A 21,712-nucleotide genomic window follows, 5' to 3' on the forward strand; every position below is an offset into this window, starting at 1 on the left:
CCGGCGAGGTCGGCTGCGGAGCTGACTTTCTGGTCAGCCGGGCCGAATACACCATTGAAGAACGGTGCGTATGGCGCGCTGAAGTCGATGACTTTTTCACGATCGGGATTCTTGCCGAGGCTGGAAATCACCAGATCGACTTTCCTGGTTTGCAGGTACGGCACGCGGTTGGCGCTGGTGACGGGAATCAGCTCGACTTTGACGCCCATCTTCTTGGCGATCAGCCCGGCGACATCGATATCCAGACCTTGCGGTTTCATGTCGACAGTGACGGAACCAAAAGGTGGGAAGTCCTGCGGCACGGCGACGCGCAGCACACCTTTTTTGTGGATATCTTCCAGCGCATCGGCGCGTGCAACGTTGGTCAGCAAGAGCGTACCGGCCATCAGGCCGAGCAATAGTTTGGCGAGTTTCATTTCTTCAGTTCCTTTCCAGTGGAATGCGATACAGCGTGGGACAGCGAGGCAGGGCGAGAGAGACCGCCAGCGGCAACGGGGCGCGTAGCGCGTTTTGTCTTGGCGGGTGTGGCAATCGTTTTGTCGGCCGTAGCAGTGGCAGGGCGGCGCGCCTTGGCAGCGCTGACAGGGGACAGTGCGGTACGCAGTGCACCGAGCGGATCGCTGGGAGCGAGGTCGTAAAGCGTGCTTTCGACAATGCCCAGATGATCGAGCATCAGGCGTTCGGCTTCGTCGATATCACCGCGTTCGAGGGCGGCGACGATGTGGACATGGTCTTCGCAGGAATCGACCGCTTGCGATGATGACTGCCGCAACATTGCCGTCAGCGTGGTGCGGGCGGTGAGATCACGCAAGGTATCGGACAGCAGGCTGTTGCCCAGGCATTCACACAGGCAGACGTGGAAATCGCCGAGCAGATAACTGCGCGCACCAACATCGTCACCGGCGATGGCCGACTGTTCCTGCGCAATATGGTCATGCAGTTTAGCGAGTGCAGCCTTGGTCAGCGGGCGCGCATGGCGCAGCAAACCCAGTTCGATCACGCGGCGCGCTTCGAAGGCTTCGCGGGCTTCGGCAGCAGTCGGCTCGATCACAAACCAGCCGCGTCGTGCGCTGACCTGCACGATGCCGCGCGCGGCCAGACGCATCAGCGCTTCGCGAATCAATGTGCGCGATACGCCAAACAGATCGGCCAGTTGCTGTTCGCCCAGGCGGGTGCCGGGTGCGAGCTGTTTGGCCAGAATGGATTCGGTGATCCGTGTGGCGATCTGCAGCGAGGTCTTGTTGTGGGCATCGGTTGTCATGCCTCCACTTCAGCAATATGTATGCCAGTCTTGTGTGCAAGCTTTGTATACAAGATTGGTGCGGGATAAAAAATGGGGGTTTATCTCTGAAAGCGAAGCGATCTGCGAGTGAGAAAGGCGGCGCTGGTGTATAAGCCAAGCGCCCCGCAGACTTGCACTGAGACGGCGCAAGAGCTGTGATGCGTACCGCAACGGTGCATGCGATGTGGTGCAGCGACGTTATACCGCATGGCAATGCAGCAAGGTATTTGGCATGTTGCGCAGCATCGCAGGTCGGTAAACGACCGCTACGTCATTACTTCTGCAGTGACGTGGTGAAAGAGGAAGCAGATGGCGATGTACTAATAACTATGGGCAGCGATCACGTCACGCACGCGCAGCAGTGCCGTGCGCAAGGTATCGGGATCGACCGAACCCAACGCCAGCCGGATGGCATGGGGCGTGTGCGAGGTCGTGCTGAATGGTTCGGCGGTGGACACGGCAATGCCCTGCTCCAGCAAGGCCATGGCGATGCGGTCGGCACGTACTTCTTCGCCAAGTGGCAGCCAGCAAAAGTAGGAAGCCGGATGGGCGATGGGCCGTAGCGCGCCCAGCACATCGCGCGCGATGCCCTGGCGGACGCGGGCATCTTGGCGCTTGGCGTTTTCGAGCTGCGCTACTGTGCCATCTTCCAGCCAGTTGCACGCCAGTGCGGTCATCACACCCGGTGTATTCCAGGTCGTGACGCGGATGGCACGTTCGAGTTTGCCGATCAATTCAGGAGGCGCGGCGACGAAACCGACACGCAAGCCGGTGGCGACATTCTTGGAAAAGCCTGAAACATACACGGTGCGTTCGGGCGCCAGTGCCGTCAGCGGCGGCGGTGCCGACTCGGCAAGAAAGGCATAGGCGGCGTCTTCGATGATCAGCAGATCGTGACGACGCGCCAGTGCCACCAGTTGCTGTCGCCGCCGCAATGACATCACCCAACCCAGCGGATTGTGCAAGGTCGGCATGCAGTAGAGCGCGCGGACCCGGCGCTGGCGACAATGCGTTTCCAGTTCGTCCAGATTCGGGCCGTTGCCTTGCGCCCCAATGGCGAGCAACTCCATCTGATGTGCCTGTGCCAGCAGCTTGAAGCCTGGATACGTCAAGGCATCGACAGCGATCACGTCGCCCGCCTGCAGCAAGGCCATAAGCGTGACGGCAAGGCCGTGCTGTGCGCCATCCACCAGCAACACTTGCTCGGGCGGCAGCGTCAGTCCGCGCGTCAGAATGTGGCGCGCCACGATGCCGCGTTCATGCATGCGTCCGCCATGCGGTTGATACCGCAGCAGTGCATCGAGATCGCCGGCATGCGCAAGCTGGCGCAAACCGTTGCGCAGCATTTCGGCTTGCCCGGGCAGTGCCGGATAGTTGAAGTTCAAATCCACGACATCGCTTGCTGTGGCTTGCTGATCAATACCCAGGCCATGCGGCAAAGCCGTTTCGCGCACGAAGGTGCCGCGCCCGGTTTCACCGCTGACGAGGCCCATCGCTTCCAGCTCGGCATAGACACGCGTGGCAGTCACCAGCGCCAGCTTTTCGCGCGCGGCGAGGTTGCGATGTGTGGGCAAACGCGTGCCGGGCGGCAAGCGCCCGGCGCGGATATCGGCGACAAAGCGATCAACCAGCGTCTTGTAGCGTGCGGAACCCATGCAATGTATCCATGACAATTATTTGATTGTATTGATTTTGCATCCTAGCATGCGGCTTCCTCATCCATTTCTTCATGCATTTCGCACGCATGTCGTCTTTGCGACATGCACACAAGGAGCTGCCATGCACATCGCCATCCTGACTTTCGACGGTTTCAATGAACTCGACTCGCTGATCGCTTTCGGCATGCTGCATCGCGCGAAGCAGCCGGGCTGGCGCGTCGCAATTGCCAGTCCGAACGCACAGGTGACATCGATGAACGGCTTGCAGTTGCAAGCGCAGCTTTCTCTGGAAGAGGCATGCAACGCTGATGCCGTGCTGATCGGCAGCGGCATGCGCACACGCGACATCGTCAACGACGCAGCATTGCTGGAAAAATTCCGCTTTGACCCATCGCGCCAGTTGCTGGGCGCGCAATGCTCGGGCACGCTGATTTTTGCGAAGCTGGGTTTGCTCGGTGCGGTACCCGCTTGTACCGATCTGACGACCAAGCCGTGGGTCGAAGAAGCTGGCGTGGCAACGCTGGATCAGCCATTCACCGCATCCGGCAATATCGCTACGGCAGGTGGCTGTCTGGCTTCGCAATATCTGGCGGGCTGGACGATCGCACGTTTGGCCGGATGCGATGCCGCGCGCAGTGCCATGCATTACATCGCACCGGTTGGTGAGAAAGAGGACTACATCGAACGCATGATGGCGAATATCGCGCCGTACTTGTCTTGATACGAGCAGGTAGCGATTGCGGTATGAAGGGAAAAAATCAGTGCCCGAATACCGCTTGCGACAGCGTGATGGCATGCGGCGCATAAACCTGCGCCAGCCAACCCGCGAGTACCAGCATGGCCGCCACGATAGCAAAAGGCCCGGCGGTGCGTCGTACCGCGGTTTCCAGCCAGTGGCGAGTATCCATTTTGCGCAGACGGCGATACAGGCTGGCTGCCAACACGCCGTCGAGTAACAGTTCGGCGAATAGGGTCGGGGCGGCGTGAATCAGTAAAAAGGCCGATACCAGCAGGCCGCCCACAAAGACCAATGCCAGGATGGGAAAAGCCAGTTCATCTGCACTGCCAATCGTATCGACACCCTCTGTCACGCCCATGTCATCGTGCGGCAGAACACCATGATCGCTGACGCTGATCATGGTCGATGTATAGCTGTGATCGAAATTGTCGCTGGCACCGCCGCCATCGAACGTGCCACCTTTGCCTGTGAAATCCGCTTGCGCACACGGTGTGCTGTGCGCGAAGTTGGGTGTAGGGATCAGATCGGCATGCGTGTAATCGTCAGCACGGGTACGTAGCCATAGCCAGAGCAGGCCGAGAAAGAACAGATAGGCAATCGCCAGCGCCAGCAGATAGCGGCTCCACATTGTCTGCATGCCAGCCAGTAACAGCAGCGATGAGGCAAGAAAGCCCATGCCACCTGTTACGATCACCAGCAGACTCATTTGCAGACGCGGATAGCTCTGGCGATCCAGCCGATGGCGCAGACGATCGATCAGATGGGAACGGTAGTGAGATGCGTGCATCGTGAACACAAAAGGGTTTTCGCTGCATGTTAGCGCAAGCGACACGCCCGCAACGAATGCCGCGCGCAAAGAAAAAGCCGCATCGCTGCGGCTTTTTCGTATTGCGATTAGTGCTTGCTATTCACGCTGCTTAGGCGGCAACCGTCTCGCCGTTCTTGGTCGCGACGATCTCGTCATCCACCGAACTGCGGATCAGGTGATCGAAGGCCGACAGCGATGCCTTCGCACCTTCGCCAACGGCAATCACGATCTGCTTGTACGGCACCGTGGTGACGTCACCTGCAGCGAACACGCCAGGTACCGAGGTGCGGCCATGCGAATCCACTTCGATCTCGCCGTGGCGCGACAAGGCAACCGTGCCTTTCAGCCATTCGGTGTTCGGCACCAGGCCGATCTGGATGAAGACGCCTTCCAGTTCGACGGTTTTGGTTTCTTCGGACTTGCGATCCGTATAGACCAGGCCGTTGACACGTTTGCCATCGCCAGTGATTTCGCTGGTTTGTGCCGACGTGATCACCGTGACGTTTGCCAGGCTGTGCAGCTTTTTCTGCAGCACGGCATCGGCACGCAGTTCCGGTGCGAATTCGAGCAAGGTGACATGACCGACGATACCGGCCAGATCGATGGCCGCTTCCACGCCCGAGTTACCGCCACCAATGACGGCGACGCGCTTGCCTTTGAACAGCGGACCATCACAGTGCGGGCAATATGCCACGCCCTTGTTACGGTACTCTGCTTCGCCCGGCACGTTGATGGTTCTCCAGCGGGCACCGGTTGAGAGGATCACGGTCTTGCCTTTGAGTGAACCACCATCGCGCAGCTTGACCTCGATCAGCTTACCTGGCACCAGCTCAACGGCCTGTTGCACGTTCATGATGTCGACTTCATAGCTGCGCACGTGCTGTTCGAGCGCGACGGCGAATTTCGGGCCGTCGGTTTCCTGCACCGAGATGAAGTTCTCGATGGCGAGCGTATCCAGAACCTGACCGCCGAAGCGTTCTGCCACCACGCCGGTGCGAATGCCTTTGCGTGCAGCGTAGATCGCAGCGGCTGCGCCTGCTGGGCCGCCGCCTACGATCAGCACATCGTACGGTTCCTTGGCGGAGAGTTCTGCCTGCTTGCGCTTGTTACCGCCAGTATCCAGCTTGGCCAGAATCTGTTCGATGCTGACGCGACCCGATTCGAACGGCGCGCCGTTCATGAAGGTCGTCGGCACAGCCATGATCTCGCGCTCCTTGACTTCGTCCTGGAACAGACCGCCGTCGATCGTGATGGCGCGGATACGCGGGTTGATCAGCGCCATCACGTTGAACGCCTGCACGACTTCCGGGCAGTTATGGCACGACAGCGACATATAGGTTTCGAAGGTGTAGTCGCCATCCAGATTGCGAATCTGTTCGATGACCGACTCTTCGAGCTTCAGCGGGTGGCCGCCTGTTTGCAACAGGGCCAGCACCAGCGAAGTGAATTCGTGGCCCATTGGGATCGCGGCGAATTGAATGCCGGCGTGACCGTCAGGACGCTTGATGATGAAAGAAGGCTTGCGTTCGTTATCGTCGGTGCGTTCGATCAGGGTGATCTTGTCGCTCAAGACGACGATTTCCTGCAGCAGCTCTTGCAGTTCGCGCGATTTCTCGCCGCCATCGAGCGATGCAACGATCTCGATCGGCTGCACGATTCTTTCCAAATAGCCTTGCAACTGGGTTTTGAGATTGGCATCCAACATGATGGTCTCTGCTTTCTTCACGGATTGAATAAGGGTCTTGCTGGTCCGGGCGGCATGTTTTCGTGCCCGGACCGGTGCTACTTCTTTGTTACTGCGTTACTGCTTGATACTTAGATCTTGCCGACCAGATCCAGCGATGGAGCCAAGGTTTTTTCGCCTTCTTTCCATTTTGCTGGGCAAACTTCATTTGGATGCTCAGCAACGTATTTCGCTGCTTTCAGTTTGCGAACGGTTTCCGAAACGTCACGAGCGATCGCGTTGTCGTGCACTTCCATGGTCTTGATGACGCCTTCTGGATTGATGACGAACGTGCCGCGCAGTGCCAGACCGTCTTCTGGGATGTGAACGCCAAATGCGTTGGTCAGTGCGTGGGTTGGGTCACCAACCAGCGGGAATTTTGCCTTGCCGACTGCTGGCGAGGTTTCATGCCAGACTTTGTGCGAGAAGTGGGTGTCGGTCGTGACGATGTAGACTTCTGCGCCCAGTTTCTGGAATTCTGCGTAGCTGTCAGCGGCATCTTCCACTTCGGTTGGGCAGTTGAACGTGAATGCTGCCGGCATGAAAATCAGGACGGACCATTTGCCTTTGAGCGACTGTTCCGTAACTTCAATGAACTTGCCATTGTGGAAAGCTTGTGCCTTGAACGGCTGGACTTGCGTATTGATAAGGGACATGTCGTATTTCCTTACTGGGTTGATGAATGAGTTGAAAACTCGGGTTAGAAATCAGTACAAGATCGAAGTCTAAAGACAATCCAATCATTTGTATAATTGATTTGTTTTAAATTTTCGATTTGTTTTCACTATCGATCTGCAAGAGGTTAAAGCGAGGTGGGATAGCGAATTGACTATTATGCAGCCTTCCGCCGATCCCGGCAGGCGGGTCTGAAAATGCGCCGACCATGCGCAAAATGCGCCAGAAATGTGACGGCTTTATAATTTCTGTTCGTTTTTTGCCGTTTGCGCACGCGATGGCAGCAACCAACCGCATTTTCCGCAAGGTTTTCCATGAATTCTCCCGCTTCCAAGCCGATTTCCGCCACCATGCCTCCCGGTATGCGCGCCGAAGAATGGCAGGTACGTATCGATCTGGCGGCCTGCTACCGGCTCGCCGCCCTCAAGAACTGGGACGATTTGATCTACACGCACATTTCGGCCATGGTGCCGGGTGAGCCGGGGCGTTATCTGATCAATCCGTTCGGCTGGCGTTTCGATGAAATCACGGCATCCAGCCTGGTCAAGATCGATATCAATGGCAACATCATCGGCGACCAGAGCGCACGAGTGAATGTGACTGGATTCGCGATCCACGGTGCCGTGCATACGGCGCGCCCTGACGCGATCTGCGTCATGCATCTGCATAACGAAAACGGCGTAGCGGTCGGCATGCAGAAGGAAGGCTTGCTGCCGCTGTCGCAGCATGCGCTGCGGTTCTACCAGCAGATGGGGTACCACGATTACGAAGGGCTGGCGCTGTCGGCTGCCGAACAGAGCCGCTTGATCGCCAATCTCGGCAGCTATCCCGCCATGCTGCTGCGCAATCACGGCACGCTGATTGCCGGCCGCACGGTCGCCGAGGCGTACACGCTGATGGATACGCTGGACAAGGCCTGTTCATTCCAGCTCAAGGCGCAGTCTGGCGGCGGCGCGCTCAATGTGCCTTCGCCCGAGGTCTGCGCCAAGACCTACAAGGAATTGCTGGGCGACGGTTCGCCCGAAGGCATTCTCGAATGGCCGGCGCTGTTGCGCAAGCTCGACGTCGTGTCGCCGACCTACCGCGACTGAGCGCAGTAAAAAGCGCTTTCTTCTTTCATTTTTCCCGTCAATTTCCCCATTACTTTTTCCATCAATCAGAAAGGATTTTTCATGCCAACCATCAACGTCCAACTTTTCGAAGGCCGCACGGTCGAACAGAAACGTGCCTTCGTCAAAGCCGTGACGGAAGCCACCGTGCAAACCCTGGGTTCGAGCGCAGAATCGGTCGACATCATCATTACCGAAGTCAAGCGCGAACACTGGGCCACTGGCGGCAAGCTGTGGTCTGACGCTTCCTGATAGCAGGAGGCCGGTGTCGGCCCTCTTGCTCTTGCCACTATTCAATAACAAGATCAACACGAGAGCCGATGCCATGACCAATCGCACCGTACAAGACGTTTTCCCCGCCCAGCGTGACGACATTGCCGATCTGCACACGTGGCGCGCCTTGCCCACGTCGAAGATCGACATGGTCGATCCTTTCCTCTTTCTCAATCACCACGGCCATCAGGTCTATCCCCAGCATAATCGCGGCCTGCCGTTCGGCCCGCATCCGCATCGGGGTTTTGAAACCGTCACCTTCATTCTCGAAGGCGATATCGCCCACCGCGATACCGGCGGCCATGAAAGCGTGATCGGTGGCGGTGGTGTGCAATGGATGACGGCGGGCAGCGGATTGATTCATTCCGAAACCTCGTCGGACCAATTCAAGCAGCACGGCGGGCCGATGGAAATCTTGCAACTGTGGGTCAATCTGCCTGCACGCCTGAAAATGACGCAGCCTGCCTATCGAGGTTTGCAGGGCGACGAGATCCCGACTTTGCAGGATGCCGGCGGTGCGCGCGTGCATCTGGTGTCGGGTGAGTGGAACGGCCAGCGCGGTCCTTTCAAGCCGTTGCTCGACATCGCCACCATGTGGATCGAACTCGATGCCGGTCAGCAGTTCAGCACGACGATTGCTGCGGAACGGGCGATCTTCTTTTACGTCGTGCGCGGCAGTGTCGAAGTCAACGGCCGCGACGTCGCCATGCGGCATCTGGCGACCTTCGGTGCGGATGGTGATACTTTGCAGATCACGGCGACCGAAGATGCGCTGGTCCTGCTATGTCACGCCGAACCGCTTGGCGAACCCGTCGTCTCGCACGGTCCTTTCGTCATGAATACCGTCGAAGAAATCCATCAAGCTATTGCCGATTATCAAGCCGGCAAATTCAATGCTTCGCCGCTGTAATTTCGCGCTGTAATACCGGTATGTGACGCAACGCACTGACGCGGCATGCCACGCCGCGCGATGCTGAACATGAACAGTAGGAGTCTGCCATGAACAAGGCGTTTGTGAAGGAAGGTGGCGACGATGACAGCGTGATCCCGCTGCCGACCATGCCAAGCGGTGTGCGCAACTACATCACACCGCAAGGTTTTCGCCAGCTTCAACATGAAGCAAGCGCCTTGCTTGGCCAAACGGCAGATACGCAAGCCGAGCCGGCTGCCGAGCGCGAACGCGAGCAGCGCATCCACTATCTGCAAACGCGGCTGGAAACCGCGCAGGTGGTTGATCCCACCATTCATGACGATGGCGATCCGGTGCGCTTCGGTGCCACGGTAACGTTTGCATACGAAAGCGGTGAGCAGGAAACCGTGACGATTGTCGGCCTCGATGAACTGGATCCGGCGCATGGTCGTATCAGTTGGCTCTCGCCGATCGCACAAGCGTTGCTGAATGCGGAAGAAGGCGACTACGTGCAATTGGAAACGCCGGGCGGCGAACAGGAATTGTTGATCGTGGCCGTGCGTTATCCGTCTGTCTGATTGTTGCGCGCTGTTGAGACGTCGTTGCCGCTAACATGTTGTTCGCAGAATGTCGCGGTGAGCTGCTGTTCTTGATCGACGCGGCGATGGTCACTAACGACACATCGTGCATCACCGTCTACCAATACCAAGTCAAGTCAAGGAGATTGCCATGAACGATGCAAGCAAGAACCGGAAAACGCCCGAGCAAGAATCCAGTCATGCTGACGACCTCGATGCTGCATTAGCCGATACCTTCCCCGCCAGCGATCCGGTTGCCGGTACGTCAGCGGATTGCGATGAGCGCAAAAGAGCGAAGCAAGATGCGCAAGGCGAAAAGGCCGCCGAGACCCTGCTGGACGACGCTATCGAAATGACCTTTCCTGCCAGCGATCCGATTTCCGTCGATGCCGGCATTACGCGCATCGAACGTGCGCCGGAAAAGGTCGATGCGCATGATGATCACCAAAACAGTGTCGAGCGCAAAAAAGGCGACACGCAAGCCGATGACCAACGAGCAAACAAGTAACCAGCTCACTAGGTTCTGTAACGTCCGTGCGATCCGTGATTCTTACGCGGTTCGTCGTCGGGCTTTCCAACCAACGATCCATGACGACCAACCGCTGCACATTCTCACTCAATGAGGCTATCTCCCATATGGGATGAGGCGGTGTTATGACAGAAGTGAAAGGATTTGTGCGGCCCGTAATTGTCTGTCGCACGCAACATCCAACCCTGCTCGCAGCGCGGAAATTAGCGTTTTCTTCACATTCTTTGTTAGTATGCGACCCACGCTAGGGGTCCTGAAGCAATGCGCTTCGGGTGAGATGAAACCCTTGAACCTGATCTGGATAATGCCAGCGTAGGGAAGCGCAAAGCCACTCAAGGTCCATTCCCCAGAGATTCTTTGTTCGTTCCTGCGTCTGCCTGTCCGCAACGCGAGTGAACAAAAAATGTCCGTCTTTCCTTCCCGTTACAAACTTTCCGTACTGGCAGTTTCTTGCGCTTTCGCACCTGCTGCCGTTGCCCAGAACGCACAACCATCCGGCGATAACGTGTTGCCCGAAGTCGTCGTGACTTCTGCGCCTGCCGATGGCATGGCACGAAATGCTAGCGTCGGCGGCTTTTCCGAAACGCCGTTGTTGGAAACGCCTGCAGCAATTAATGTGATCACGCAGGAGCAGATGCAGGATCGCAGCGTGCGATCGGCAACCGATGCCGTGAAATGGGATGCCAGCGTGCAGAACTCGTATAACGCGGTCGGTCTGGCAGACTGGTTCGCGATTCGTGGCTTCGTGCTCGATCAAGGTGCCAGCTATCGCAAGGATGGCATGGTGATTCTGGCGCAGGCGATGGTACCAATGGAAAACAAGGAGCGCATCGAAATTCTGAAAGGGCTGGCTGGCTTGCAGTCGGGCATCGCTTCGTCGGGCGGCATCCTCAACTACGTGACCAAGCGTCCTACCGATGTGCCGGTTCGTTCGGCGACATTCGAAGTGCGTGAACGCGGCACTGTCTATAGCGCCGTCGATCTGGGTGGGCGTTCGGCAGATGGCATGTTCGGTTATCGCATCAATGCGGCTGCCGAAGATATCAAATCCTATGTCAAAGGCTCTACCGGCGATCGTCGTTTCATTTCTGGTGCCTTCGATTGGCGCTTGAGTTCACGTGCCCTGCTACAACTCGATCTCGATTACCAGCACAAATCGCAACTGACGGTGCCGGGTTTTCAATTGCTCGGCCCTGAGCAGCGTATTCCAACCGGTGTGAGCGGCAAGCAGATGCTCAACGATCAGCGTTGGAGTCGCCCCGTTATCGATGACAGCGACAATATCGGTCTGAAATTCGATTACCAGTTGACGGACAACTGGCGCACTACCTTGCAAGCCAATAAATCCACCTTGCGTCGTGATGATGCGGTGGCTTTGCCATCTGGTTGCCAGACGCAGAGCTTGATTGTTGGCTATTGCAGCGATGGCAGTTACTCGCTCTACGATTTACGTCGTGAAAACGACAAGCGGTCGATCATGACAACCCAAGCACTGTTGCAAGGAAATTTCATGACGGGAACGATGCGCCATGATTTGACGACTGGCGTCTCTACTCTGAACCGTCGCGATAATTTTGCCGATTACGTTTTCAATTACGTCGGTGAAAGCAGTATTTACAATCCAGCTTATTACAACAACTATCAGTTGGTCGGCGTCAATCCCGTTCACTTGCGCCGCAAAGATGAAGAGCGTGCCGTCTTCGTGCAAGACGTGATGGCGCTGACGAGCCAGCTGAAGTTGCATGCCGGGGTGCGTTACGTACAACTCAAGCGTGACCAGTTCAATTCTTCCGGTGTCGTAACGCGTCGCACGGATGACAACTTCATTTTGCCTAACGTCGCGCTTGTCTATAACGTCAAACCGACGCTGGCGATCTACGGTTCCTATTCGCAAGGTCTGGAGCCTGGTGGCGAAGCACCGACCGGCACGACCAATGCCGAAGTCATCATGGATCCGAGCAAGTCGAAGCAGGTGGAGGTTGGTGTGAAGGCAGATGTCACACCGGATCTCAGCATGTCGGCTGCCGTGTTCCAGATCAAGCGCAAGAATGAATATGTTGATGCCACACCGACATATGTGGTCGCTGGCACGCAGGTTAATCGCGGTGTGGAATTCGCTGCCCAGGGGCGTGTCACGCGTGACTGGATGCTTGGCACCAGTTTCACGGCATTGCAGGCAAAAGCAGAAGGTACGGGTGATGCACGCATCGAAGGAAAGCGTGTTGGGAACGTGCCGCGATTCAAGTCAGCCGTATTTACCGAATACGCCTTGCCTGATATGCCGGCCATCAAGCTGAACGCGACGTGGATTTACTCGACCAGCAAGATTTTTGCGCCGAGCAACGAGATTGCAGCGTTGAACAAGAAGGTCGATGGCTACCATGTCGTGAATCTTGGAGCGCGTTATGCGACTAAGTTTGGCAACACGGCCACCACGTTCCGCTTTGGCGTGGACAACGTGTTCAATAAGTTCTATTGGGGCGATGCATCGAGTGCGTTTGGCGGCTACCTGATCCCTGGCGCGCCACGCGTTTTCCGCCTGTCAGCCCAGTTCGATTTCTGATCGGTCCGAATACAGAAAACCGCCTTCGGGCGGTTTTTTTATGTCGTTTCGCTTGCTGGCAGCTTCGTCGCGAGGTAGCGCACCGTTTGCATGACGCGCTGTTGTACATCACCATCGACGAGCAGATGCGGGATGCCCGCATCGTGCAGTTTGCGGATCAGCCGTGCGTGTACATGCTGACGCACTTCATCGGATTCTCGTTGCAGGCCGTCGGCGACCCACGGCGTGGTCGGTGCGGTGACGATGGTGGCGGCGTAATCGTGTTGCGCAGCCAGTGTGGCGAGAGCGCTATCTGGGTGGCCGAAGTAGTGTTCGCTGTACACCGCAGTCATCAATGGTGCGGTATCGCAGAACAGCAGGCGATTGGCGCGTAGTTCACTTTCCGCTTCCCGTTCGCGCTGCGTGGTGGCGATCAGAAGTTGTTCTTCGGCACGTGGTGTGCGCTGGCGTGTTTCGACAAACTCGCGCAGGTATTCCGGCACCCAGGTCGTGTGATAGTGCGCGGCGAGTGCCGCCGCCAGCGTGGATTTGCCGGTCGATTCTGCACCGAGTATCGCAATGCGCATGACAGGTGTATTCACGGCAGGATTATCTGTTCGGCTGGCAGCGATTTCTTCCATGCGCGCAGACCGAGGTAGGCAAGAATGGTGAAGAGGCCGAACAGCAGCGCCGTGAGATAAAGATGCTTGTGAAGGTAGAGGCCGATGTAGAGCGTGTCGATCAGAATCCACATATGCCAGTTCTCCAGCGTTTTACGCGTCAGCAGGAATTGCCCGACCAGACTGCCGGCCGTCAGAAAGGCATCGATGTGCGCGACATCGCTATCCGTGAAGTTGTGCAGGATGGTGGTGATGGCGCCATAGGCGAGAAGCCAGATAGCGATCACGATAAGCCAGCCCTTGCGCGATAGCCGCGATACCTTCACGCCCTGACGATCGCGCCCACCGAACAGCCACTGGTATAGGCCCCATAGCGACACGCTGATGAAGACGAATTGCAGGCACATGTCGGCGTAAATCTTCGCGTCATAGAAGACGATGGCATACAGGGCGGCGGATGAAATGGAAAATAACCAAGCCCACGGTGACTGGCGAATGTTTAGCAGCACCATCGTGATGGCGAGCGAGAAGGACGTGATTTCCAGCAGGGAGGTATGCAGGAAGCCGAGCAGGATAAGGGGATCGTTCATGTAAGGCGTTGCGTCAGGCTGGTGTACGGTAGCTGGCGAGGCTTCAGTCTTCCAGCAGACTACGCACCTTCTTCGCCAGTTGTTCGCGGCGATAGGGTTTGCTCAGCAGATGGACGCCGGGATCAAGGCGGCCGCCATGCACGATGGCATTTTGCGTGTAGCCGGAGGTGAAGAGAACGGCGATGTTCGGCAGCAGCAACTTGGCCTGGCGTGCCAATTCTGGGCTGCGCAGATTGCCCGGCATGACCACATCGCTGAACAGCAGATCGACGTGTACGCCGCTTTTCAGAATGCTGAGCGCGCTTTCGGCATCATCGGCCTTCAATACCTGATAGCCGAGTTCCTGTAATAGCGACACAACCGTCAGTTGTACATCCTTGTCATCCTCGACAACCAGAATGGTTTCGCTGCCACCGACGACTGCACGCTCCATGTCGTCTGGCGTGGCATCTTCCCGTTCCAGCGAACGTGGCAGATAGATGCGTACCGTGGTGCCGACGCCGGGTTCGCTGTAAATCTTGAAATGGCCGCCGCTTTGCTTGACGAAGCCGTAGGCCATGCTGAGGCCGAGGCCGGTGCCGTCGCCTGGTGGCTTGGTGGTAAAGAAAGGTTCGATGGCCTGCTCAAGTACATCGGGCGTCATGCCTGCGCCGGTGTCCGATACCGACAGCACGACGTACTGACCGGGCTTGATGTCGGGAATGGACGCGATGTACTCGTCATCCAACATGGCATTGGCAATTTCAATCGTCAGCTTGCCGCAGCCATTCATCGCATCGCGCGAATTGAGGGCGAGATTGAGGAGCACGTTTTCAAGCTGGCCCGGATCGACTTGCGTATTCCACAGACCGCCACCGCCGATGATCTCGATATCGATCGCTTCCCCTAGTGCGCGACGCAGCATGTCGTCCATGTTGCGCACGGTTCTTGCGAGGTTGATGACGGCTGGCTGGAGTGGCTGACGGCGTGCAAAAGCGAGTAGCTGGCCTGACAGTTTGGCGCCACGATCAACGGCGCGTAGCGCGATCTCCAGCCGCTTGGTGGTAGCCGGATTATTGTCGGTCATGGCGCGCAGCAAATGCAGATTGCCGCCGATGACTTGCAGGATATTGTTGAAATCATGTGCCACGCCGCCAGTCAGCTTGCCGACCGATTCGAGCTTCTGCGCATGGGCCAGCGCTGCCCGTGTTTCGTCGAGTGCCACAGTACGCTCTGCGATCATTTTTTCCAGATCGTTCTGGTAGCGGCGTACTTCATCCTGCGCATTCTTCTGGCTGGTGACGTCATTACCTTGGACGAAGATACCGATCGGTTTGCCATCAGCGCCGAGAATCGGCTGATAGATGAAATCCAGATACAAGGTCACGCTTGGTACGTCGGGGTTCGCCTGCAGAGTCGCGGCGATGCTGCGACCGATGTAGGGTTCGCCCGTGACATAGACCTGATCAAGCAGTTCAAAGAAACCCTGATCGATGAGTTCCGGCAAGGCTTCACGGACCGTGCGGCCGATCAGATTGCGGCCGCCGACAAGGCGATAGTAAGCCTGGTTGGCGATCTCGAAACGATGATCTGCTCCAAGTATGACGGCGGTAAAGCCGGGTGCCTGTTCGAACAATTGCAGCAGGTGCATCTTGTCGATCTGCAGTTTGCGCGCCAGCTCCAAAGCGGCATTGGCCGCCCCCAGTGCATTCGTCCGTTCTTCGATCAGACGTTCCAGTTCGGCCTGGCGCTCTTTCAGTGCCGTTTCGGCCAGCACGCGATCGGTGACATCGTGTCCTTGCGAAAAGATGCCGATGACCTCGCCGTCCTGACTATAGATCGGCTGATAGACCAGATCGATGAAGCGCTGCTCTGCAGGGATGTCGGGAGCGGGTTTGATGGCCAGCGGCAGCGCATGACCGACGAAAGCCTGACCGCTGTTGTAGACATCGTCGAGAATCTTGAAGTAACCCTGCTCGGCCAGTTCGGGAAAGGCTTCACGGACCGATTTGCCCATGATGTCCTTGTGCTGTGCCAGTTGCGCATGCGCTTCATTGGCAAGCTCGTAAACGTGTTCTGGGCCGCGGAAAAAACACACAAACCCCGGGGCCTGCACGAACAGTTGCAATAATTCTTCGTAGCGATTTGCACGCGTGGCAAGTGCACCCTGCGCAGTAGATGGGGCGTGATCGGAAGGCGACGTACCGGCAGGACGGGAAGGAGTGGACATGGCGTCACAAAGGTGTCAGTACGACGCGGTTGCGTCAGAGTGCTGCCATTCTACCGATATTTCACCGGATGACGCTGCGTAAGCAGCCTGAGCGTGGCAAATACGCGGGTGGGGGGTTGCGATGTCGCGGCCATCTGCGCTGTCATCTTCCATTGCGGTCACATGTTTCGTCAGGAATGGAAGATGACGGTGCAGGGGTGTGACGGCTTTAGAGCTTGATTTCTACATGCTCGCCAATGTCGGTTGGACGTTGACCAGTGAAGATGCCTTTGGCGATGGCGAACAATTGGGTCATCTTGCTGGATGCGGAGTCCCAGTATTCGGCATTAACCATATCGACACAGATGAGTGCCAGATCGGGATCGTCCATGCCGCCAGGGAACCAGGCGCCGACCATTGGATTCCACAATTCTTCGATCTTGGCGCGATCCTTGACCAGCGCCGCGCGTCCTGAAACCGAGACGTACAGGCTTTCATCCGGTGCAGCGAACGTGACATTCACTTCCGGCTGATGCGCCAGATCGCCGGTGAACGCATGCTTGTCCGATGTGAAGAACCACATCTGGCCCTGTTCATCGATTTGCTGCGCCGTCATGGGGCGACTCGACAGCGCTTGCCCTGCACCGATGGTCGTCAGCATGCCGAATTTGACGTCTTCGATCTTGTTGCGCAGATCGGCCAATTGTTCTTTATGGGTTTGGGTCATGATGGTATTCCTTTGGAAAAAACGCATAGCTGGCATGCGTCGAAAGAAGTCAAAAATATCCGATGACCACGCTAACGTGCCGCGAAAAGTGTTTCGGTGCGTCGGCCCACATTGGCGCACCATGTTTCTTTCTTCGTGGAAATGTTAAGTGACTGATTTATTGGAATAAAAAATACCCAACGACTGCCTTTTGACGCTTTTTCCTACGAAAGATCGGGCGCAATGCCTATAGGGAAGAGTTTTCCGGCTGGCTACATTACGACCTTGTGTTTAACAGTATTTGACATTGTGAGCCGTCTACAGCGGCGCATTGGCCGAATCATTGACGGAGGGCGTTGTCATGCTGGGGTTTTTCAAATCAATTTCTACTCTTGGCGTTCTGCTGGCAATCATCTGGTTTGCCATGTCGCATGAGTTTGCTGCTGTGTTGCTGGGCATCGGGTGTGTATCTGCTTTCATGATGACGTTTCTCCCTGTGCAGGCAGGCGACGAGCACAGCTGATCTTTCAAATTGAACAAGTTGTCGCTCGTTCTGTCCTATTTTCAAGGCCGCTTATTACGACTGCGGATGAATGCGCAAGGCATGCAGAAAGCTGCGTCGTATGAAGGCACCGTAAAACGGATTTGACGCGTACAATCCGTCACACTTGAAAAATGGAAACATGCGAAACCCGCATGCTGATCAGGCAGATAAAATGACAACAGAAAAACCCCTGCAGGTCTTACTGGTGGAAGACAATGCCGATGCATTGGAAGGCATGATTGAAATGACGAGCTTCTTCGGTCACGAAGCGCATGGTTGTGTTTCCGCGGAAGCCGCGCTCGATTTGTTGAACAAGGAATCCTTCGATGTGATGGTGACCGATATCGGCTTGCCAGGTCTGTCGGGTCTGGAACTGGCTCGCCGTGCACGGGACATTCAGCCCAACGTCGATATCACTGTAGCCAGCGGCTACGCGCGCGGCGACGACGTGCCGGCCGACGTAGGCTGGTTGATGAAGCCGTTTGGCATCGATGAATACGCGGCGTTGCTGGCGAAAGCGGCCGGACGTAGCTGATCGCTCTCGCTTTAGCAGCACATATGACGCGGCCGGCTTTGTCGGCCGTTTTCGTTTTGAGCGACTTTTGTCGGACTAAACGGCGACCAAACCGTGCCAAAGCCACGACATTTTTCAATCAACTGATTTAATTAAATCATTTGATTGTATTTTTGTGGTTTAATGGCGTTCATGAATGCCGCCGCCAAATCTCTTCCCTCCCGCAATCCGACCGATAAGCCGGAAGCCGATGCGCGCCGTCAGCGTACAGACGGTGCCGAGGCGCGCCAGCGTCTGTTACTGGCGGCCTTGCGACTGTTTGCCGAAAAAGGTTTTAGCAAAACTTCGACGCGCGATATCGCACAGACTGCCGGAACCAACATTGCTTCAATCAAATATTACTTCGGCGACAAGGCAGGGCTGTATCGCGCAGCTTTTACGGAGTCGATGGGGACGGATTGCGCCGCATGGGACAGCACCATGCTGCAAGCATCGACCCTGCGCGAAGGCTTGCATCTGTTTTATTTGGACTTCCTCGAACCGCTGCGGGAATCCGAAACGGCGCAACTCGTCATCCGCCTGCATTTCCGCGAAGTATTGGAACCGACCGGCATGTGGCAGGAAGAAATCGATCGCAGCATACGGCCTGCGCATGAGGATCTGGTGACGTTTCTGCTACGCCATTTGCAGGAAACCGAGGCGGACGATGAAATTCATCGGCTTGCCTTTTCGATCGCCGGGATGGGCATGCAGATTTATATCAACCACGACATCATGCAGGCGCTTCGTCCTTCGCTGATGGCTGTCGATGCAGAACTTGATCGCTGGATCGCGCAACTTGCCTTGTATGCCGAAGCGATGGTGCAGGCGGTGGCTGCGCAGCGTCGGTCAGAGGACGACACAAAACCCGCGGTGAAATCCATAACCAAAAACAAGCACGCATCATGAACCGATTTACTTTTCTCGCCAGTCTCGGCTTGCCTGTCTGGCTTGCCGGTTGTGCGCTGACGCCGCCCCCGGCCAAGGTGGAAGCGCCTGCCGCATCGCAGTGGTATGCACCGGTTTCCTCCGCTTCCAAGGTGCCTGCGGCCGATGCCGAAGCAGTTGCCGCCTTGCCGCATCACGGCACGGTGAGCGATCTGACGCAATGGTGGCAGCAGCAGAATGACCCGTTGCTGGTCGAACTGGTTGATGCAGCGCAAGGTGTCAGCCCCAATATCGCGTCTGCTCGCGCACGCATCGAACAATCGCGCAGCACCGCGGTGGCTGCGGGCGCTGCGCTGTTGCCGCAACTGAACCTGACCACCAGCATCACGCGTAGCAGTGCGCAGCCGCCATTGCCGATGAATACGAATGCACAGGCCGCCCTGCAACCTTCTTGGGAAATTGATCTGTTCGGTGCCAACCGCGCTACCAACCGTGCTGCCGTGGCACGTTATCAAGGCGCGCAGGCAAGCTGGCACGATGCCCGCGTGGCCGTGGCGGCAGAGGTCGCCAATCGTTATTACAGCCTGCGCAGTTGCGAAAAGCTGGTGACGGTATCGCGTTCCGATGCAGCATCACGCGCAGAGACATCGCGCCTGTCTGATCTTTCGACCAAGGCCGGTTTCGAGGCGCCAGCCAATGCTGCGTTGGCGCGCGCCAGTGCCGCCGAAGCCAATGGCCGTGCGACCCAGCAACAGGCCTTGTGCGAAATCGATATCAAGGCATTGGTGGCCTTGACGGCTATCGATGAGCCGACCTTGCGCAGCAAGCTTGCCGCTTCGTCGGAACCTGCCGTGACACCTTCGATGGCTATCGCCAGCCTGCCCGCCCAAACCCTGCTGCAACGCCCTGACGTGTTTGTCGCCGAACGTGAAGTGGCTGCAGCCAGCGCCGACACTGGCAGTGCGATGGCACAGCGTTATCCGCGCCTGACGCTGAGTGGTTCGGTGGGGGCAGCGCGCTTTCAGGTTGCGGGCGTGACAAACGATCTGCAGACATGGAGCATCGGTCCGTTGCAGCTATCCCTGCCAATCTTCGATGGCGGCCGCCGTGCTGCAAACGTGGATGCCGCGCGCGCCAACTATGAGGCTGCCGTTGTCAACTATCGCGGTACCGTACGGCAAGCCGTGCGCGAAGTCGAAGAAGCACTCGTGAATCTGCAAAGCACCGCAGCGCGCAGTGATGATGCACGTGCAGCGGTGGACGGTTATCGCATGTCGTTCGAAGCGACGGAAGCGCGCTATCGCAGCGGCCTGGCTAGCCTGGTCGAACTCGAAGATGCCCGCCGCTTGCGCCTGGCTGCCGAACTCAATGCCGTTTCGCTCGAACGCGAGCGTCGCCAAGCCTGGGTGACCTTGTATCGCGCTGCCGGCGGTGGCTGGCAGATTCCCGATGACGCCGCGCAGACGCGCGTCTTCTCTTCCCTTTCCCCCTCTTCCGAACTTCCTGGCGACGGACTGAAAAAATGAAACGCATCACGCTTAACAAAAAGAACAAGATCATTGCACTCGTCGTGGCGCTCATCGTGCTGATCGTCATCGTGGCGCTTTTCATGCGCGGTGGCGCGGGTCACAAGAAACCGGAGGCAGCCCCCAAGCCTGCCCTGACCGTGACCACGGTACAGCCGTCGCAAGCATCGTTGCCAATCCGGCTGGTTGCCAACGGCACGATCACGGCGTGGCAGGAAGCCATCATCGGCAGCGAATCGAATGGCTTGAAGCTGACGGAAGTGCGCGTCAATGTTGGCGATACCGTCAAGCGCGGGCAAGTACTGGCGACCTTCTCGCAAACCTCGACGAAAGCAGAGGTCGCGCAGGCGCGTGCTTCACTGATGGAAGCCGAAGCCAATGCCGCAGATGCACGCAATAACGCCGAACGCGCCAAGACGCTGGAAACCACCGGTGCCTTGAGCACGCAGCAAATCAACCAGTATCTGACTACCGCGGAAACTGCCAAGGCGCGTGCTGCGGCTGCCCGTGCCACGCTGGAAGCGCAGGAGTTGCGCCTGACGCAGACGCAAGTCATTGCGCCCGATGATGGCGTGATTTCGGCGCGTAATGCCACGGTCGGTGCCGTAGTAGGCGCGGGCACGGAATTGTTCCGCATGATCCGACAGGGACGCCTCGAATGGCGTGCCGAAGTCACGTCGGAAGAGTTGGGCCGTCTAGCCACCGGCACGCCGGTCACGCTGCAAGCAGCTAACGGCAGCGAAGTCAAAGGCAAGGTCCGCATGATTGCGCCAACCGTCGATACCAATAATCGCTCGGCGCTTGTGTATGTCGATCTGCTGCCGACGGCAGCGAAGGTAGCGCCGGTGCGTGCTGGCATGTTTGCCAGTGGTGCGTTTGAACTCGGCTCATCGAATGCACTGACGGTGCCGCAGCAATGCATCGTGGTGCGTGACGGCTTCAGCTACGTCTTCTTGCTGAAGGAAGACAAGCGCGTGGCACAGGTGAAGATCGTGCCCGGACGTCGTCTGGCCGAACGTATCGAAGTCACCGAGGGATTGGCGGCTAATGCCGTGATCGTTGAAAGCGGCGCGGGCTTCCTCAATGACGGCGATCTCGTCAACGTCGTGCAGGAACCACCGGCAGTCAATACCCCGGCGACGCAGCAGAATGTGCCTGCCGTGCCAGTCAATCCGCAGGCACCGGCACGTGCGCCCGTCATCAGCGATGAGAGCAAGGCCAATGCCGTGACCAATCCGCCGCGCGCCACGCCCGGCAATCCGCAGAACTGA

At 57.4% G+C, this 21,712-nt stretch carries 22 protein-coding genes and 1 riboswitch; of the genes, 12 read left to right on the forward strand and 10 right to left on the reverse strand.

The window, feature by feature from the left end:
- From QZ725_RS02100 to QZ725_RS02110, 3 genes are all read right to left on the reverse strand, one after another.
- On the reverse strand, positions 1-416 hold a 416-nt coding region (locus QZ725_RS02100; protein WP_293775940.1), incomplete at its 3' end, for a transporter substrate-binding domain-containing protein.
- A complete protein-coding gene (locus QZ725_RS02105) occupies positions 413-1,261 on the reverse strand; it encodes a GntR family transcriptional regulator (RefSeq protein WP_293775941.1) in 849 nt (282 codons plus the stop codon). The genes QZ725_RS02100 and QZ725_RS02105, both read right to left, overlap by 4 nt.
- 341 nt (positions 1,262-1,602) lie before the next feature.
- Complete coding sequence (locus tag QZ725_RS02110; protein ID WP_293775942.1) at positions 1,603-2,937, reverse strand: PLP-dependent aminotransferase family protein; 1,335 nt, start codon at positions 2,935-2,937, stop codon at positions 1,603-1,605.
- 124 nt (positions 2,938-3,061) lie between these two features.
- Here QZ725_RS02110 and QZ725_RS02115 point away from each other — a divergent pair, with 124 nt between their 5' ends.
- Complete coding sequence (locus QZ725_RS02115; protein ID WP_293775943.1) at positions 3,062-3,661, forward strand: DJ-1/PfpI family protein; 600 nt, start codon at positions 3,062-3,064, stop codon at positions 3,659-3,661.
- A gap of 37 nt (positions 3,662-3,698) precedes the next feature.
- Here QZ725_RS02115 and QZ725_RS02120 read toward each other — a convergent pair whose 3' ends face one another.
- From QZ725_RS02120 to ahpC, 3 genes are all read right to left on the reverse strand, one after another.
- Entirely contained in the window at positions 3,699-4,466 is a 768-nt protein-coding gene (locus QZ725_RS02120) for a hypothetical protein (RefSeq protein ID WP_293775944.1), read from the reverse strand.
- 130 nt (positions 4,467-4,596) lie between these two features.
- Positions 4,597-6,192, reverse strand: a complete 1,596-nt coding sequence (gene ahpF / locus QZ725_RS02125) for an alkyl hydroperoxide reductase subunit F (RefSeq protein WP_293775945.1) — start codon at positions 6,190-6,192, stop codon at positions 4,597-4,599.
- Between the two features lie 110 nt (positions 6,193-6,302).
- Positions 6,303-6,866, reverse strand: coding sequence for an alkyl hydroperoxide reductase subunit C (gene ahpC / locus QZ725_RS02130; RefSeq protein ID WP_293775946.1), 564 nt, complete (start codon positions 6,864-6,866; stop codon positions 6,303-6,305).
- Between the two features lie 333 nt (positions 6,867-7,199).
- On the opposite strand from ahpC, the gene QZ725_RS02135 reads away from it, so the two are divergent.
- The 6 genes from QZ725_RS02135 to QZ725_RS02160 all read left to right on the forward strand — a co-directional run bounded on the left by QZ725_RS02135 (position 7,200) and on the right by QZ725_RS02160 (position 12,847).
- Positions 7,200-7,976 carry a class II aldolase/adducin family protein gene (locus QZ725_RS02135; protein ID WP_293775947.1) on the forward strand — a complete coding sequence of 259 codons (777 nt, stop codon included), beginning with the start codon at positions 7,200-7,202 and terminating at the stop codon, positions 7,974-7,976.
- A gap of 81 nt (positions 7,977-8,057) precedes the next feature.
- Positions 8,058-8,246 (forward strand): 4-oxalocrotonate tautomerase, encoded by a 189-nt coding sequence (locus tag QZ725_RS02140; RefSeq protein ID WP_293775948.1) that lies wholly within the window; start codon positions 8,058-8,060, stop codon positions 8,244-8,246.
- 13 nt (positions 8,247-8,259) lie between these two features.
- The gene (locus QZ725_RS02145) at positions 8,260-9,177 is read left to right on the forward strand and encodes a pirin family protein (protein WP_293775949.1); all 918 of its coding nucleotides are present in this window, start codon (positions 8,260-8,262) and stop codon (positions 9,175-9,177) included.
- 89 nt (positions 9,178-9,266) lie between these two features.
- Entirely contained in the window at positions 9,267-9,755 is a 489-nt protein-coding gene (locus tag QZ725_RS02150) for a GreA/GreB family elongation factor (protein ID WP_293775950.1), read from the forward strand.
- Between the two features lie 151 nt (positions 9,756-9,906).
- Complete coding sequence (locus tag QZ725_RS02155; protein WP_293775951.1) at positions 9,907-10,263, forward strand: hypothetical protein; 357 nt, start codon at positions 9,907-9,909, stop codon at positions 10,261-10,263.
- Positions 10,264-10,520: 257 nt separating this feature from the next.
- A riboswitch (TPP riboswitch) is annotated at positions 10,521-10,620 on the forward strand.
- A 67-nt stretch (positions 10,621-10,687) separates the two neighbouring features.
- The gene (locus QZ725_RS02160) at positions 10,688-12,847 is read left to right on the forward strand and encodes a TonB-dependent siderophore receptor (RefSeq protein WP_293775952.1); all 2,160 of its coding nucleotides are present in this window, start codon (positions 10,688-10,690) and stop codon (positions 12,845-12,847) included.
- A gap of 38 nt (positions 12,848-12,885) precedes the next feature.
- On the opposite strand, the gene QZ725_RS02165 is transcribed toward QZ725_RS02160, so the two are convergent.
- From QZ725_RS02165 to QZ725_RS02185, 4 genes are all read right to left on the reverse strand, one after another.
- Positions 12,886-13,428, reverse strand: coding sequence for an ATP-binding protein (locus tag QZ725_RS02165; RefSeq protein ID WP_293775953.1), 543 nt, complete (start codon positions 13,426-13,428; stop codon positions 12,886-12,888).
- Positions 13,425-14,036: a nicotinamide riboside transporter PnuC gene (gene pnuC / locus QZ725_RS02170; RefSeq protein WP_293775954.1), complete on the reverse strand. Its 612-nt coding sequence runs from the start codon at positions 14,034-14,036 to the stop codon at positions 13,425-13,427. The genes QZ725_RS02165 and pnuC overlap by 4 nt, the downstream gene beginning before the upstream one ends.
- 43 nt (positions 14,037-14,079) lie before the next feature.
- Positions 14,080-16,245, reverse strand: coding sequence for an ATP-binding protein (locus tag QZ725_RS02175; protein WP_366773523.1), 2,166 nt, complete (start codon positions 16,243-16,245; stop codon positions 14,080-14,082).
- A gap of 208 nt (positions 16,246-16,453) precedes the next feature.
- Positions 16,454-16,951, reverse strand: a complete 498-nt coding sequence (locus QZ725_RS02185; protein ID WP_293775955.1) for a pyridoxamine 5'-phosphate oxidase family protein — start codon at positions 16,949-16,951, stop codon at positions 16,454-16,456.
- Between the two features lie 340 nt (positions 16,952-17,291).
- Between QZ725_RS02185 and QZ725_RS02190 the strand changes: the two genes are divergently transcribed.
- The 5 genes from QZ725_RS02190 (at position 17,292) to QZ725_RS02210 (ending at position 21,712) form a co-directional block, all read left to right on the forward strand.
- The gene (locus tag QZ725_RS02190; protein ID WP_293775957.1) at positions 17,292-17,453 is read left to right on the forward strand and encodes a hypothetical protein; all 162 of its coding nucleotides are present in this window, start codon (positions 17,292-17,294) and stop codon (positions 17,451-17,453) included.
- Positions 17,454-17,646: 193 nt separating this feature from the next.
- Positions 17,647-18,009 (forward strand): response regulator, encoded by a 363-nt coding sequence (locus QZ725_RS02195; protein WP_293775959.1) that lies wholly within the window; start codon positions 17,647-17,649, stop codon positions 18,007-18,009.
- Positions 18,010-18,180: 171 nt separating this feature from the next.
- Positions 18,181-18,936, forward strand: a complete 756-nt coding sequence (locus QZ725_RS02200) for a CerR family C-terminal domain-containing protein (RefSeq protein ID WP_293775961.1) — start codon at positions 18,181-18,183, stop codon at positions 18,934-18,936.
- On the forward strand, positions 18,933-20,441 hold the full coding sequence (locus QZ725_RS02205; RefSeq protein ID WP_293775963.1) for an efflux transporter outer membrane subunit: 1,509 nt from the start codon (positions 18,933-18,935) through the stop codon (positions 20,439-20,441). The genes QZ725_RS02200 and QZ725_RS02205 overlap by 4 nt, the downstream gene beginning before the upstream one ends.
- On the forward strand, positions 20,438-21,712 hold the full coding sequence (locus tag QZ725_RS02210) for an efflux RND transporter periplasmic adaptor subunit (protein WP_293775965.1): 1,275 nt from the start codon (positions 20,438-20,440) through the stop codon (positions 21,710-21,712). The genes QZ725_RS02205 and QZ725_RS02210 overlap by 4 nt, the downstream gene beginning before the upstream one ends.

This window comes from uncultured Oxalicibacterium sp. (assembly GCF_913776015.1).
Classification (GTDB): Bacteria; Pseudomonadota; Gammaproteobacteria; order Burkholderiales; family Burkholderiaceae_D; genus Oxalicibacterium.